Annotated in this window: 13 protein-coding genes; 9 read left to right on the top strand and 4 right to left on the bottom strand. The window is 67.2% G+C overall.

Translation table 11 applies throughout. The annotated features are described in order from the left end of the window. Positions 1-41: 41 nt before the first annotated feature. A complete protein-coding gene (locus VKV26_21945) occupies positions 42-992 on the bottom strand; it encodes an ABC transporter permease (protein HLZ72578.1) in 951 nt (316 codons plus the stop codon). Between the two features lie 144 nt (positions 993-1,136). Continuing rightward, entirely contained in the window at positions 1,137-2,915 is a 1,779-nt protein-coding gene (locus VKV26_21950) for an ABC transporter substrate-binding protein (GenBank protein HLZ72579.1), read from the bottom strand. Positions 2,916-3,587: 672 nt separating this feature from the next. Here VKV26_21950 and hisB point away from each other — a divergent pair. Both hisB and VKV26_21960 read left to right on the top strand, forming a co-directional pair. Further along, positions 3,588-4,205 carry an imidazoleglycerol-phosphate dehydratase HisB gene (gene hisB / locus VKV26_21955; GenBank protein ID HLZ72580.1) on the top strand — a complete coding sequence of 206 codons (618 nt, stop codon included), beginning with the start codon at positions 3,588-3,590 and terminating at the stop codon, positions 4,203-4,205. Between the two features lie 23 nt (positions 4,206-4,228). Continuing rightward, the gene (locus VKV26_21960) at positions 4,229-5,125 is read left to right on the top strand and encodes a DinB family protein (protein ID HLZ72581.1); all 897 of its coding nucleotides are present in this window, start codon (positions 4,229-4,231) and stop codon (positions 5,123-5,125) included. 16 nt (positions 5,126-5,141) lie between these two features. Here VKV26_21960 and VKV26_21965 read toward each other — a convergent pair whose 3' ends face one another. Next, positions 5,142-5,675, bottom strand: a complete 534-nt coding sequence (locus VKV26_21965; GenBank protein HLZ72582.1) for a DinB family protein — start codon at positions 5,673-5,675, stop codon at positions 5,142-5,144. A gap of 174 nt (positions 5,676-5,849) precedes the next feature. Between VKV26_21965 and VKV26_21970 the strand changes: the two genes are divergently transcribed. The 3 genes from VKV26_21970 to VKV26_21980 all read left to right on the top strand — a co-directional run bounded on the left by VKV26_21970 (position 5,850) and on the right by VKV26_21980 (position 8,173). Beyond that, positions 5,850-6,299 (top strand): MarR family transcriptional regulator, encoded by a 450-nt coding sequence (locus VKV26_21970; GenBank protein ID HLZ72583.1) that lies wholly within the window; start codon positions 5,850-5,852, stop codon positions 6,297-6,299. After that, the gene (locus VKV26_21975) at positions 6,299-7,612 is read left to right on the top strand and encodes an MFS transporter (GenBank protein HLZ72584.1); all 1,314 of its coding nucleotides are present in this window, start codon (positions 6,299-6,301) and stop codon (positions 7,610-7,612) included. Before VKV26_21970 ends, VKV26_21975 begins: the two co-directional genes overlap by 1 nt. 333 nt (positions 7,613-7,945) lie before the next feature. After that, a complete protein-coding gene (locus VKV26_21980) occupies positions 7,946-8,173 on the top strand; it encodes a hypothetical protein (GenBank protein HLZ72585.1) in 228 nt (75 codons plus the stop codon). A 69-nt stretch (positions 8,174-8,242) separates the two neighbouring features. Here VKV26_21980 and VKV26_21985 read toward each other — a convergent pair whose 3' ends face one another. Then, positions 8,243-9,901 (bottom strand): thiamine pyrophosphate-binding protein, encoded by a 1,659-nt coding sequence (locus tag VKV26_21985; protein HLZ72586.1) that lies wholly within the window; start codon positions 9,899-9,901, stop codon positions 8,243-8,245. Between the two features lie 873 nt (positions 9,902-10,774). Here VKV26_21985 and ilvB point away from each other — a divergent pair. From ilvB to VKV26_22005, 4 genes are all read left to right on the top strand, one after another. Next, positions 10,775-12,493, top strand: a complete 1,719-nt coding sequence (gene ilvB, locus VKV26_21990; GenBank protein ID HLZ72587.1) for a biosynthetic-type acetolactate synthase large subunit — start codon at positions 10,775-10,777, stop codon at positions 12,491-12,493. Further along, on the top strand, positions 12,493-13,077 hold the full coding sequence (gene ilvN / locus VKV26_21995) for an acetolactate synthase small subunit (protein ID HLZ72588.1): 585 nt from the start codon (positions 12,493-12,495) through the stop codon (positions 13,075-13,077). The genes ilvB and ilvN overlap by 1 nt, the downstream gene beginning before the upstream one ends. A gap of 298 nt (positions 13,078-13,375) precedes the next feature. Beyond that, positions 13,376-14,929, top strand: a complete 1,554-nt coding sequence (locus VKV26_22000) for a 2-isopropylmalate synthase (GenBank protein ID HLZ72589.1) — start codon at positions 13,376-13,378, stop codon at positions 14,927-14,929. 152 nt (positions 14,930-15,081) lie between these two features. Next, on the top strand, positions 15,082-15,530 hold a 449-nt coding region (locus VKV26_22005), incomplete at its 3' end, for an isocitrate/isopropylmalate family dehydrogenase (protein ID HLZ72590.1).

Here is a 15,530-nt window from a genome sequence, read left to right on the forward strand (position 1 = left end):
GCCGTCGCACGCGCCGCCCTGAGCTCGCCGCGGTACGCCGATCACGCCAGCCGCAACCGTGGATCGAGGTAGACGTACGACACGTCGACGACCAGGTTGATGACCAAGACCCACAACGCCACGATGACCGTCACGCCCTGCACCACAGGATAGTCCCGCTGACTGATCGCATCCAGCAGCAGCCGGCCAACCCCCGGCACCGCGAAGATCTGCTCCATGATCACGGACCCGGAGATTAGGAAGGCGAGTTGAATGCCGAAGAGGGTGACCACCGGTATCAGCGCGTTGCGGGCGCAGTGCCGCAGCACGATCGTGCGTTCACGCAGGCCCTTGGACCACGCCGTGCGGATGAAGTCCTCGCGCAGGACTTCCAGCATCGTGGCGCGCAGCAGCCGCACGATCGATGCCGAGAGGCCGACGCCGAGGATGAGCGCTGGAATGATCAATTGCCCCAGGTTCGCCAGCGGATCGGCAGTCAGCGACTTGTAGTTCAGCGGCGGCGTCCAGTGGAACCACAACGCGGGAAAGATCAGCACCATCGTCGCCAGCGCGAAATTGGGCACACTCAGGCCGAGGATCGCGGCGCTGCGCAGTGCGTAGTCGAGCACGCTGTCCTGCCGTACCGCCGATATCGTACCGATGGGCACGGCGAGAATCAGCGAAATCAGTACGGCGAGACCGACCATCTCCAGCGTGGGTGGCAGGCGCTGGGCGATCAGACCCGCAACATCTTGCTGGTTCCAGAGCGAGCGGCCCAGGTCGCCATGAAGGACACCCGCCGTGTAGTGGACGTACTGGCCCGGAAGCGACTGGTCGAGGCCGAGCCGGTGCTCGAGCAGGGTACGGTTGACGTTGTGCGCGCCGGACTGGCCCTCCAACATCAGATCGACGATGTCGCCGGGAATGAAACGCAACATCGCCACCGCGAGAAAGAGCAGCACCAAAAACGTCGGGATCATGCCGAGCAGTCGCCGCGCGATGTACCGCGTCACACGCCGCCTCCCGTGTCTGCCCAACTAACAGATGGGTTCAAAAATGGCGCGGGTTCCCGCTTGCCGGTGCGCGATGGCACGTGAACGCCGGTTTCGAAACCATGTCTAATGGCCGCATCCGCGGGGACTGCCTGCGGGGCGCGGCTACGTCTTGTAGTACACGCCGGCGCGGTCGTTGATGCGGTAGCCGGTATACCACCAGGGGCCGGTGACCTGATCAAGGCCACCGAAGTGCGGGCTGGTGAAGTAGCGATCCGGCTCCTCGCAGATCTGGATCGCCGGCAGCCACTCCTCGAAATAGCGTTTCTGGAAGTCCTGCAGCAGGTTCTTGCGCGCCTCATTGTCCAGCGTCTGGAAGGCCTTCTCGATCAGGGCATCCACGTCGGCATTCTTGAAGTGCCCGTAGTTGCGGCTGCCGTAGAGGCCGCTCGCCGTGTGCCACTGGGAGCTGATCTCCAACACCGGGTCGGGCAGGCTGGTGATCGTGTAGGAGACGGTAGAAAAGTCGCCCGACGCCTGTTTCTTGGCATAGGTCGCCGAATCGGAGGCCGGCGTCACCTGCACGTTGATCTTCGGCCAGATCTTCTTGAGCTGATCCTGCACGCGTATGCTGTTCTCGTACCAGGTATTTGTGGGCAAGGTTGAGCCCGGCATGATCTGGAAGGCGATCTCTCCTTCCTGAAAGCCGGCGGCGGCCATCAGCTGCTTTGCGGACTGGATATCTTTGTCTTTCGTGCTGGGGTTGTAGCCGGGTAGCTGCTTGATCTGGTCGATCGTGTACGCTTCGGGGTGCTGGGGAACCAGTGGGCCGGTGTAGGTCCATTCATTGCCGTAGGTGCCGTCAGCGAGCTGCTTGTAGTCGATCGCCAGGAACAGCGCTCTGCGCACGCGGAAGTCAGTGAAGGGCGGCTTTTCCACCTGGAAGCGGATGTGATCCCAGTTGAGATCCGGCCAGGTGAAGTACTTCGCGTCCGGCTTGGAGGACTTGACGGCCTGGATCTGCTCTTTTGTCGGCGAGAAGTAATCCAGCTTGCCGGAGAGGAAGGCGGAGAGCACGGTGGCCGAGTCCGGGAAGAAATACACCTGCAATTGGTCCGCGTGCGGCTCACCCTGGACGAAGTAGTCCGGGTGACGCACCGCGGTCATCAACTGACCCTCCTGGTAGTCCTTGGTCATGAACGGGCCGTGCCCGGCCAGCGAGACGATGTTGTCGAACAGCTTGGCCTCGACCACGTCCTTCGGCATCAGCTCGTTGCGGATCTCGGTCAGGCCGGCGAGCAGCGTGCTCGAAGGCTGGGTCATCACCACCTTGCAGGTGAACTGGTCCGCCGCCTCCGCGTGGTCGAGGCCGGCCATCGTCGAGGCGCGCTGATAGAGCGCAAGATGGTCCGGGTCGAGCTTGCCGGCGATCCGGTTGATGTTGAACGCCAGGTCTTCGGCGTTGAACAACCGGCCGTTGGTGGGCGGCTTGTTATGCGTCTTGACGTTCTGGCGCACGTGCAGGATGAACTGCGTGCCGTCGCCGGGAATCTCCCACGACTCGACCGTTTCCCCTTGCAGTTTCTTGGTTTCGCCCTCAAGCGTGAGCGCCCGCTTCCCGATCAGGTGCCAGATCGAGGTGTTCAGGGCGACATCCATATCGGATTGCTTGTAGTAGGCCGGGTCGGTGGTGTAGAAGTTCAGCGTGCCTCCCTGTTTCGGCTGCGCCGCGCTCGACGCCTTCGCTCCGGCGGAGGCGTTGCTGCCGGCGGGCGCGCTCGCGCCGCCGGCAGCTCCCGCTGGAGTGCTGGCTTTCTTGCCGTTGTTGCTGCTGCTGCACGCGGCGAGCGCCAGCCCCCCACCGAGGGCGCCAGCGGCGCTCAGCAGCCGGCGTCGCGACGTCTGCACTGCCGGCAGTTTCGACCAGTAATTCGCACTCGCCATTGCCCTTCTCCCTCGTCATTGCGGCCGAAATGCCGGCCTCTGCACCTTCACGAAGCAGAGTCGAGATGCCATGGAGTGGCTGGCAACGCGTTGGCTGGCGCCTGGCGGCGGGTCGTGTGGGCGGAGTCTGGTTGCGGGCTACGACGCCTACGCGCCCTTGGGAAGCAGCGCTGCCGGAAGCGCTCGCTCTCCCGGAGATCGCGGAGTGCGCGGTTGATGGCGCGCCGTGATGTGAGGCAAGCATAGTGACGGGAGTCCGGAAGAACCGCCCTACCGATGCGGCTCTCCGGCGTTGCCGGGTGCGGGCACGGTGCAACGCCGTCTATTCGTACGCGCCCATCGCGTGTGAGCAGTGTTTACCGCTGCGACTGAACCCTGTCAAGCCTCGTTCTCCGTCACAATCCTCGTGCCGCCGCTCCCTGGCGAGCGCAGATCGCGGCGGCGAGCGGCGAGCGTGGCAGAGGCTCCTCTCCCTGCCCTCTAAGACATGGTTTCAAAACCGGCTCGAGTTCCCGCGTGCAGGTGCGCGATGGCACCTGAACGCCGGTATTGAAACCATCTGTGAGAGCGAAGCCGTCCTCCCCGACTCCACGCGCGCCGGGGCGGGGCGCGCTGGCTGCCCCGCCCCGGCGCGTGCGACACTGATCCGCGAAACAGGCCGGAGGTTTGCCCGTGTCAACCGCCGCCAATCCCGCCGGCCGCAGCGGCGAAGACGCCCGCGAAACGACCGAAACCCGCATCCATGTACGGCTCACGATCGACGGCAGCGGCCGCTCACGTATCCGCAGCGGGATCGGCATGTTCGACCATCTGCTCGATCAGCTTGCGCGCCACAGCCTTATGGATCTGGAGGTCGAGGCAAGCGGCGATATCGAAGTCGATGCGCATCACACGGTCGAGGACGTGGGCATCTGCCTCGGCCGCGCCTTGAACAAGGCGCTGGGCGAGCGGCGCGGCATCGTGCGCATGGCCGACCGCACCGTGCCCATGGACGAGGCGCTGGTGCAGGTCGCGCTCGACCTGAGCGGCCGGCCCTTCGCGGCGGTCGACCTGCGCTTCCACGGCGAACGCATCGGCAGCCTGCCCGCAGAGTTGATCGAACACTTCCTGATGAGCTTCGCCTTCGAGGCGCGCATCGCCCTGCACGTGCGCGAGCTGGCGGGCAAGAACGACCACCATCGCGCCGAGGCGGCGTTCAAGGCGCTGGCCCGCGCCCTCGGCGATGCCGCCGCGATCGACGCGCGCCGCGAGGGCAGTATCGCCAGCACCAAGGGCACGCTCAGCGGCTGAGGCGCCTGAAGGGAGGGCTGCGCGTGTCCGCATCTGCCGACGAGCTGCTCGGCCGCCTCCGTGCCGCCCGCGCCGAGACCGCGCGCCGCCTTGGCGCGATGGACCCGGCGCGGCTGGCAGCGCCTGCCTCGTGGCGGGGTGCGGTGCTCCCTCTCGGGTTCCAGGTCGGCTGGCTGGCCGAGGCTGACGAGGCGCGGCGGGTCTCGATCGAGGCCGGTGCGGCGTGGCGTGCCAGCCCGCCGTGTCTCGCGCAGCGTGTGCTGCTGAGCGGCAGCGGCGACTTCGGCCGCCTGATCGGCACGCTCGCGGGCGTGACGGAGGCGCAGTTCAATCGACAACCGGCGGCGGACGAGTGGGGCATGCGCGAGGCGCTGGCGCACGTGATCGCCGTCGACAAGCGCTACCTGATCGCCACTGAGCACGCGGTTGAACGGCGCAGCCACGGCGATCACGGACCGCTGCGGCCTGCGGCGGACTCAATGCCGCCGAACACTGGCGAAACCGAGCGGCACGGCACGTTGGACGAGATGCTTGAGCGTCTCGTGGCAACGCACGATGCGATCGTGCGCACCTGCGGCGCCATCGGCGACAGCTATCTCGATGCGCCGGGCGAGTGGGCCTCCCTGAACGTGGACCTCCGCTTCCGCATCCACCGCTTCGCCGCGCACGACCGCGAGCACACGGCGCACCTGCTCAAGATCCGGCAGCAGCTCGGCTTCCCGCCAACTGAACCGCACACCCTGCTCGCCCAGGCGCAGGCCGCACGCGCCGCCTTCGAAACGGCGATCCGCTTCACGGCAGACCAGCCCTCCCCGGCGTCCGAGCTGAAGGTTGGAAGCGGCGCCCATTCAACGACGATCGGCGACCTGGTGAAGCAGGCGCTCGAAGACGAGGCGCTGCTGCGGGCCGCCCTGGCCTGAGCCGGCGTGAAGCGGTCTACCGCTGCCAGGCGGCGCGGGCGGCGGCCTCGGCGGCCTCTTCCGGCATGAACTGCAGATGAAAATCCTGCGGGCCGTGACTGAGGCCGAGCTGGGTGAGCGCGGTGCCGGCGTGGGCGCGGTGCTCGCTGCTGTGGAAGGGGACATGCAGCAACAGTTGCCAGCGGATGTGGCTGAAGCTGCCGCCGCGCTGGCTCTGCCAGGTGACGATCTCATCAAGCTGCTCACCACTGAGCGTCGCGATGTAGGTTTCCCACTCCGCGTCCACGTCACGCCAGGCTTCAACCAACTCGCCGGTGCTGGCGAAGTCCGCGGCGGAGAGCAGCCGCGTCGGATTCACGCCGTCGCGCAGCCGCGCCAGCCAGATCTTCTCTCCCGCGTAGAGGTGCGCAGTCACGGCGAAGGCCGAGTCGAACCAGAGATTGAGCGGCTTGCGCAGATACTCGGCGCTGACGCCGTGCATCCCTTCGCGAATGCCTTCGTTGGCCCAGGTGTTGAACGCATACATCGGCGCGAAGGGCGCGGGGTCCATCGCTCACCTCTCAGCGGCCGCGGGTGGGGCGATTCGCGCTGGGAAGCATCATCGCACGGAAGGCGACGTCGCGTATCGCGGCGATCGGGCGAATTTTCGCAAATGCAAGCTTGCGGTTAGGGGAAACGCCTGATATGCTTAGCTTGCTAACCTTAGCATGCTAATGGAAAGATGATGCCCATCTCCGCCGAGCCGGCGGCTCGCTTTGAAATGGACCGCGTGCCCTCGGCCGTCATCGGCCGGCTGCACCGCCGCATGCGCCACCGCCTGGACCACCGCCTCGAACGCTTCGGCCTCACGGGCGTGCAGTGGACCGTGCTCGCCCATCTCGGCAACGAAGACGGCCTTTCGCAGACCGAGCTGCAACGCCTTCTGGCGATCGAAGCGGCGACATTGACACACATCGTGCAGCGGCTCGAACGCGACGGCTTCATCCGCCGCAGTTGCGACCCCGAAGACCGGCGCCGCCAGCGTGTCTGGCTGAGCGACAAGAGCCGCGAGCTGTTGCCCGCGCTCGCCGCGGAGGTGGCCGAGCACCGCGCCTTCGTGCAGCGCGGCCTGGACGAACACGAGATCGCCACGCTGAGCGCCCTGCTGCGCCGGCTCGAGGAGAACCTGCTGTAATGCGTGGTATGAAACTCGGGCGCGGCTTCAGCGCACTGCAGCATTACAACTACCGGCTGTTCTGGATCGGCCAGACGCTCTCGCTGGTCGGCACCTGGATGCAGACGGTGGCGCAGGCCTGGCTCGTGCTCCAGCTCACCGGCTCCGCCGTCGATCTCGGCATCGTCAGCGCCCTGCAGCAGTTGCCGGTGTTGTTCATCGGCATCTTCGGCGGCGTCTTCGCCGACCGCGCGCCGAAACGCGAGCTGCTGATCGTCACCCAGACCGTGCAGATGCTGTTGGCGCTGGTGCTCGGCATCCTCGTCAGCACGGGCCTGGTGCAGATGTGGCACGTCTACCTGCTCGCCACCCTGCTCGGCCTCAGCAACGCCTTCGACATGCCCACGCGCCAGGCCTTCGTGATGGAAATGGTGGGCCGCGACGACCTGATGAACGCCGTGGCGCTGAACTCGATGCAGTTCAACACCGCGCGCATCATCGGCCCGGCGCTGGCCGGCATCACCATCGCCCTGATCGGCGTGACCGGCAGCTTCTACGCCAACGCGGCCAGCTTCCTCTTCGTGATCGCCGGCCTGTTCATGATGCGCAGCGACAAGTTCTTCGCCGTCGAGCGGGCGCCGAAGGCCCCCGTGCTCAGCAGCCTCCGCGAGGGCTGCGAGTACGTCTGGCGCACGCCCTCGGCCCTGCTGATCGTGCTGATCGTCGGCCTGTTGGGCATGTTCACCTTCAACACGCAGGTGCTCGTGCCGCTCTTCGCGACCGACATCCTCCACTCCGGCGCCCTGGGCTACGGCATCCTGCTCACGGGCATGGGCGCGGGCTCGCTGGTCGCCGCCTTCGTCGCCGCCTTTGCACAGCGGGCGCGCTGGCGGCTGGTGATCGGCGGCGCGATCGGCATCTGCCTGACCGAGCTGGCCTTCTCCTTCTCGCGCAACTACGGCCTCTCACTGGGGCTGATGGTGCTGACCGGCTTCTCTATGATCACCATGTTCACGTCGGCCAACACCGGCATTCAGCAGCGGGTGCCGGACTCGCTGCGCGGCCGCGTAATGGGTGTCTACACCTCGGTGAATATGGGCACGATGCCGCTCGGCAACCTGGCCGCCGGCGCCCTCGCCGCCAGCCTGGGGGCGCCGTTCGCCATGGGCTTCGGCGCCGTGGCGGCGCTGCTGACCACGGCCGCAATCGGCTCGCGGATCTACCTGCGCCGCGCCGAGGATCCAATGCAACTGGAGCCCGAAGGCTTCCTCGAACCGCAGCCCTCGCCGCTGTCCCAGCGACAGCCGGCCGCGGCCGCGGCGAAACCGGCCTGACGCTCAGAGCGTTGGCCGCGGCGCTATGGCAGCGCCGATCCGCGCTATGCGCCAAAACAGGCGCTGGCGCGAGGATGGCAACGTCCCGAACGAGTTCCACGCCGGATAGCGGTGCGATCCGGGCACGATCGCACGCTTGACCGCGTCCCGACCGTGGCTGCTACGCTGTGCCGGTCACAGGATTTATGTCCGGTTGATCAGGGCGCGGTTCCCGCCGCGCGCCGCGGTTCGGTTCCGCCTCGCACCGTCTTAGCTGCCAGATCCCCGGTTCGAAAGCGCCGGCCCGCACCGGCAGGGCGGCGCTGTCTCCAAAATCCGGCCGGAGAGCCTGCTATGTGCGACGATCAGCCCGAAGCCTCAGCCAGCCTGGCCGGGAGTCGCTGCCGCCGGCATCCGATCAGCTCGGCAACCCGCCCGCGGCCGGCGCCGACCCTGAGGCGCCGGCGCGGCGCGGACGGCCAGCCGCTGATCGTCATCACCCAGCGCGATGACGTGGTGCTCGTGCATCCGCTCGAAGCGCGACGGCTTGCCCAGACGTTACTGCGCCTGGCGCGGCAATGAGCCCGGCCGATCGGGACGTCCCGCCCGATCAGCGCTTCGGGCCGAACGCTTCCTCCCGATCAGCAGCGCTCAGCGCGTATGCCACTGGAACTGCTGCGGCCTGCGCTGGGCGCGGGTGTCGATCATGATGTTGATCACCGCCGTCTTGCCCGAGGCGAAGGCCTTATCGATCGCCGGGCGAATCTCGTCGGGCCGCTCGACGAAGAAGCCCAGGCCGCCGAACGCCTCGGCAATTTTCTCGTAACGGGCGTTGGCCGTATAAGCGCCGGCGCGCGCCGTCAGCGGGTTGTGATCGGTCGTGCTCGGTCCGCCGCCCACGCCGTTGTTATTGACGACGATGTAGGTGATCGGCAGGTTGTAGCGGCAGGCGGTCTCCACCTCCATGCCGCTGAAGCCGAAGGCCGAATCCCCCTCCAGGTCGACGATGCGCCGCTCCGGGTGGCAGGCCGCGGCCGCCACGGCAAAGCCGCAGCCGATGCCCATCGTGCCGAAACTGCCCGCGTCGAGCCGCGTGCGCGGCAAATAATTGGGAATCACCTGGCGCGAGATGTCCATCGTGCTGGCGCCTTCGGAGACGAGCATGGCGTCGTGCGGCAGGGCGTCGCGGATCTCGCGCAGCACGCGGTAGTAGCCCATCGGCACGTCGTCGGAGACCAGCATCGGCTCCGTGTTGTTGGTGTTCGTCGCCACGGCGTTTTGCAGGCCGGAACGCCAGCGGTTCTCGGCGCTGAACTGCCAGGGACTCTGTTCCAGCGCCTGATTGAGCTGGCGCACGATCGCCTTGCCGTCGCCCAGGAGGCCGACGCTGGCCGGCACGTTGGTGCCGATTTCGTTGCCGTCGATGTCGAGCTGGATCACCTTCACGTCGGGCGCCCAGCGCGGCGGCAGGCCGAAGTGCATGATCCAGTTCAGCCGGGCGCCCATCAGGAAGACGACGTCGGTGTTCTGCAGGGCGTAGGTGCGGCCCGGCGCGACGGAGAGCGGATGATCGTCGGGAATCACGCCCTTGCCCATGGGCGAGGGCAGGAACGGCAGTTGTGTCTTTTCGATGAACTCTTGCACCTCGGCCTCGGCGCGGCTCCAGGCCATCCCTTTGCCGACGACCACCAGCGGCCGTTCCGCCGTCTTCAGCAGCGCCAGCGCCTCCTGCACCGTCCCTTCAGGCGCCTGGGTACGGGGCGGGTCGGGCACGCGGCGGATGGGCGAGATCGCCTCTTCCTCGACCTTGCCGACGATGATGTCGTTGGGCATGTCGATGTACGCGGCGCCGGGCCTGCCATACAGCGCCTTGCGCACCGCCGTCTCGACGTGGAAGGGAATGCGGCCGACGGTCTCCACGCGCATGCTGTGCTTGGACCAGAGCCGCGCCGCCTCGACCTGAGGCGCCTCCTGGAAGGCGCCCATGCCGTCCTGGAAGCTATCGCTGGCGCCGCCGATCAGCAGCATCGGCCAGCCGTTGCTCCAGGCATTGGCGAGCCCGGCCAGTGCGTGCACCACGCCCGGCCCGGAGACGACCAGGCAGGCCTGCGGCCGGCCGAGCAGATAGCCCGCGGCCTGCGCGGCGTACGAGGCCGATTGCTCGTTGCGCATGCCGTAGAACTTGATGCCCTCGCGCTGGCAGGCGTTGGCGATCGGATGCACCGGAAAGCCGACGATGCCGAACATGTGCTCGACACCCTGCGCCTTGAGACTCTGCGCCATCAACGTTGCGCCGTCGATCTCTGCCATCGTTGCTGCCTCCACTCCTGAAGCGTTCTGCGCCGCGCGATCTGCCCGGCATCTCGGCCGTGGTGATGGTAGCGCATTCGTACGAAGCGCGGAGATTCGGCGTGGGCCGCCGCGGGTGTCACGTTCCGGAGCATGCGCCGGCGCACGAGCCCTGTTGACACCTACCCGCGTAGCCGACTATCGTGAATGGGACTTAGCGGTTATCTATCGCTTGCACGGCGTTGACGGAGAGTATCAGGCACGCCACGCGCCCGAAGCGAGCCGGGGATGGTGCAAGCCCGGCGGGTGGCAGCAGCCGAACTCGCTCCTGAGCCTTCCGGCCGATGGCCCTGCACATCGCGGGCAGTAAGCTGGAACGAGTGGCGTTCGTTATCGCGCCGCCGAGAGCTTCGTGGTCCGGCGCAGTGCGCCGGCGCCGCGGGGAACGAGGGTGGTACCGCGGGCCGTGCCCGTCCCTTGGCTGGGACGGGTTTTTTCGTACGCGAACGAGGGTGAGCGTGGGCGGACGGTGTTCCGGCGGGCGGATGGCAGCGACGGTCTCTCACGAGGCCGGCTTTGCGCTGCGCGCCGCTCGCCCCGCCATTCTGCTTCCCGTACGCTCGCTCGTACTTCTTCCCCTGCCTCTTATCTGACGTTCGGGAGCGCCGCGCCGGGCAGCGACACGCAGGCGGTGCTCCCCGGAGCAGGCCGCCGCCGTGCGGTGTGTCTTGCGGCGGTACGGATGGAGAGATCGATGTCCGGCAGACCAGGAAAGGAGCGCTTCGCCGTCCCGCCGTCACGGGACGGATGGGTAGCATCGCCGCGCAGAGCACAACAAAGCGACGCGACCCGTATCCATCTGACCCTGGGGGCGAAGGGCGAAAGGACTCCCGCATGCGAATGAACGGCGCGCAGATCCTGCTCGAAAGCCTCGTGCGCGAGGGCGTTGAGCATATTTACGGCTACCCCGGCGGCGTGGTGCTGCCGCTGTACGACCGCCTCCCCGAGTTTCCCAAGCTGCACCACGTGCTGGTGCGGCACGAGCAAGGCGCGGCGCACGCCGCCGATGCTTACGCCCGCGCCTCGGGCAGGGTCGGCGTCTGCCTGGCCACCTCCGGTCCCGGCGCCACCAACCTCGTCACCGGCATCTGCACGGCCTGGATGGACTCGGTGCCGTTAGTCGCCCTCACCGGCAACGTGGCCCGCAACCTGCTCGGCCGCGACGGCTTTCAAGAGGCCGACATCACCGGCATCACGTTGCCGATCACCAAGCACAACTATTTGGTGATGAAGGCCTCGGACATCGCCTACACCGTGCGCGAGGCGTTCCATATCGCCGGCACGGGGCGGCAGGGGCCGGTGCTGGTCGATATTCCCAAGGATGTGTTCCAGGAAGAGGCCGAGTTCCACTGGCCGGAGACGATCTCGCTGCGCGGCTACAAGCCGACGATGCAGGGACACAGTGGCCAGCTCAAGCGGGCCGCCAAGCTGATCGATCAGGCGCAGCGGCCGATCATCATCGCCGGCCAGGGCGTGATCGCCTCCGGCGGCGCGGCGGAACTGAAAGCATTCGCGGAGAAGGCCGGCATCCCCGTTGTCACCACCTTCCTCGGCATCGGCGGCTTCCCGCAGGACCATGCGCTCAGCTACGGCTGGATGGGCATGCACGGCGCTTTCTACGCCAACCACGCGACCGACAAGGCCGACGTGGTGATCGGCATCGGCAACCGCTTCGACGACCGCGCCATGGGCCGCTTCGCCGACTTCAACCCCACGGCGCAGATCATCCACATCGACATCGACCCCGCCGAGATCGGCAAGAACTTCAAGACCGCGGTGCCGATCGTGGGCGATGTGAAGACGGTGCTCAGCGCATTGATCCAAGAGGTCGAGCCGAACACGCACGTCGACTGGCTGCGCTGGATCGACGAGATGCGGCTGGAGCATCCGAGCTTCATCGTGCCGCCGGGCAGCACCATGTCCGTGCAGTACGTGATCAGCCAGCTCAACGAGGCGACGAAGGGCGAGGCGGTGATCGTCACCGGCGTGGGCCAGCACCAGATGTGGACCGGCCAGTTCTACACCTTCCGCGAGCCGCGCACGCTGATCACTTCCGGCGGCCTGGGCACGATGGGCTTCGAGGTGCCGGCGGCGCTGGGCGCGGCGATGGCGCGGCCGGACAAGACCGTCTGGTCGATCTGCGGCGACGCCGGCTTCCAGATGACCTCGCAGGAGCTGGCCACGATCATGGACCAGCGCGTGCCGGTGAAGTTCGCGATCATGAACAACGGCTTCCTGGGCATGGTGCGCCAGTGGCAGGAGCTGTTCTACGACAACAACTACGTCGCCGTGGACACGCGCGAGGCGCTCTGCCAGCCGGACTTCGTCAAGCTGGCCGAGGCCTACGGCATGAAGGCGATGCGCGTGACGGCCAAGCAGGACGTGCGCGCCGCGATCGACGCGGCGATGGCGCACCCCGGCCCCGTGCTCGTCGACTTCCACGTCGAGGCCGAGGGCAATGTCTGGCCGATGGTGCCCGCCGGCGCCTCGCTGGCCGAGACGCTGGACCACCCGGCGACCGCCGGCAAGTCATCGAAAGGGGCGCGATCGTGATGCCGACCCACAGCATGCATACCCTCGTGGCGCTGGTGGAGGACCATCCGGGCGTGCTGAACCGCGTCGCCAGCCTCTTCCGCCGCCGCGGCTTCAACATCGAGAGCATCACCGTGGGCAAGACTGAGACCGAGGGCATTTCACGCATGACGCTGGTGATCGACGGCGCCACGACACAGGTGGAGCAGGTCGAGAAGCAGCTCTACAAGCTGATCGATGTGGTCAAGGTCTCGGACATCACGCACGACGGCATCATCGCCCGCGAACTGGCCCTGATCAAAGTGCGCTGCAACAACCTCAACCGGCACGAGATCGTGCAGCTCGCGCAGATCTTCCACGCCGAGATCGCGGACGTGACCGACACGACGCTGGTGCTGGAGGCCGTGGGCGACGAGGATCGCCTCGAAAGCCTGCTCAAGGTGCTGCGGCCCTACGGCATCCGCGAGATCGTGCGCACGGGCCGCGTGGCGCTGGCCCGCGGCGTTGGCTCGACCACGGTCGAGGCCGAGCCGGCCGAGATCCGCCAGTTCCACCGCCGCGAGGGCCGCATGCCCGCCAAGCCGCTGCCCTTCGCCTCGGACTGAAGCGCAGCCGACATATCGGAATACCTCGGAGAACTGATGATGACGCACCGACTCTCCCTTAGCTGGCCCTCCGGCTCCCGTTGAGCCGAGAGGGCCGCGCGGAGGGAATAGGGGTTAGGGAACAGGGAAGTGGGCGGTTGGGAATCGCCACCGAAGCAAGGAAACAAGCTCCCCTCGCCCAGGATTGGGCGAGGGGCCGGGGGTGAGGGCCGACAGGGCCGGCGAGACCTACCTGTCGCGACCCGTCTCCAAGCGGACTGCTGATTCCCGACTGACGATCCTATGGAGAGAACCCATCATGTCGGACCGCATCATCATTTTCGACACGACCCTGCGCGACGGCGAACAGGCCGCCGGCGTTGCCCTCAACGGCGAAGAGAAGATGGAGATCGCCAGGCAGCTCGAAAAGCTGGGCGTAGACGTGATCGAGGCGGGCTTCGCCGCCTCCTCGCCCGGCGATTTCGACGCCGTGGCGGCGATCGCCCGCGAGATCAAAGGCGCGACCGTCGCCTCGCTCGCCCGCGCCGTGCCCGGCGACGTGGACGCCGCCTGGGAGGCGCTGCGGAATGCAGCCGAGAAGCCGCGCATCCACGTCTTTCTCTCGTCCTCGGACATCCACATCATGCACCAGCTCCAAAAGGACTACGAGCAGGTGCTGAACCAGGCCGTGGAGATGGTGGCCCGCGCCAAGAGCTACACCGGCGACGTCGAGTTCAGCCCAATGGACGCCACCCGCTCGCGGCCGGAGTACGTCTGGAAGATGCTCGAAGCGTGCATCGCCGCCGGGGCCACCACGGTCAACATCCCGGACACCGTCGGCTACGCGATCCCGGACGAGTTCGAGCGCTTCATTCGCGGCATCTTCGAGAACGTCAAGAACATCGACAAGGCGGTCGTCTCGGTCCACTGCCATAACGACCTCGGCCTTTCGACCGCCAACTCGCTGGCTGCGCTGCGCGCCGGCGCCCGCCAGATCGAGGTCTGCGTCAACGGCATCGGCGAGCGCGCCGGCAACGCCGCGCTCGAAGAGGTCGTGATGGCGATCAAGACGCGCGAAGACCACCTGAACAGCGTGATGGGCATCGACACCACGCAGCTCTACCGCACCTCAAAGCTGGTCGAGCACCTGACCGGCATGCCCGTGCAGCACAACAAGGCCGTGGTCGGCAAGAACGCCTTCCGCCACCAGTCTGGCATCCACCAGGACGGCATCCTCAAGCTGCGCGCCACGTACGAGATCATGGACCCGAAGGCGATCGGCGTACCGGAAGGCACGCAGCTCGTGCTGGGCAAGCTCTCCGGCCGCCACGCCCTGCAGCAGCGGCTGGAAGACCTGGGCTACAAGCTCGACAACGAGGCGCTCTCCCGCGCCTTCATGGCCTTCAAGGAGCTGGCCGACAAGAAGGGCGAGGTCGATGACCGGGACCTCGAAGCGCTGGTTATGGACGAGAAGCGCGTCGCCAGCGAGGTCTTCCACCTCGTCTGGGTGCAGGTGCAGTCAGGCAGCAGCATGACGGCCACCGGCACGGTGCGCATTCGCATGCCCGACGGCGACGAAGTCACCGACGCCGCAATCGGCGACGGCCCCGTGGACGCGGTGTTCAAGGCGATTCTCCGCATCACCGGCATCAGCGCCGAGCTGGTGGACTACCAGGTGAAGAGCGTGACCGAGGGCACCGACGCGCAGGGCGAGGTCGTGGTGCGCGTCAAGTCCGGCGATCACATCGCCACCGGCCGCGGCGCCGACACGGACATCATCGTCGCCAGCGCCAAGGCCTACCTCGACGGCCTCAGCCGCGTCGGGCACATGGCGAAGGTTGCGGGCCGTGTCGCCACCGCGAGCACGCCCTGAGGCGGGCGACGAGCCCGCGGTGTTGATCTCCCCTCTCCCATAGCGCAGCGTGATGGGAGAGGGGCCGGGGGTGAGGGCCAGCGGCGCGCCGCGGGCCGTCGCGGCAAGATCCGAGCCTAAACCCGGCGAGTTCCCGCTCAAAGGGAGGCCCAATGGCAACGTTCAAGGTCGCGGTCATTCCCGGAGACGGCATCGGGCCGGAGGTCTGCGCCGAGGGCGTGAAAGTGCTGCGCGCCGTCGAGAAGCGCTTCGGCCACCACTTCGAGCTGGCCGAGGGGCTCTGCGGCGGCGCGGCGATCGACAAGGCCGGCGTGGCGATTCTGCCGGAGACGCTGGCCCTGGCCAAGCAGAGCGACGCCGTGCTCTTCGGCGCCGTGGGCGGGCCGAAGTGGGACGACCCGCGTGCCAAAGTGCGTCCGGAGCAGGGCTTGCTGGCGCTGCGCCGCGGCCTCGGCCTCTTCGCCAACCTGCGGCCTGTGAAGGTACACCCGCTGATGCAGAACGCCAGCACGCTCAAGCCCGACGTGCTCGCCGGGGTGGATATGGTCGTAGTGCGCGAGCTGACCGGCGGGCTCTACTTTGGCAAGCCGCAGAAGCGCTA

This window comes from Dehalococcoidia bacterium (assembly GCA_035310145.1).
GTDB lineage: Bacteria > Chloroflexota > Dehalococcoidia > CAUJGQ01 > CAUJGQ01 > CALFMN01.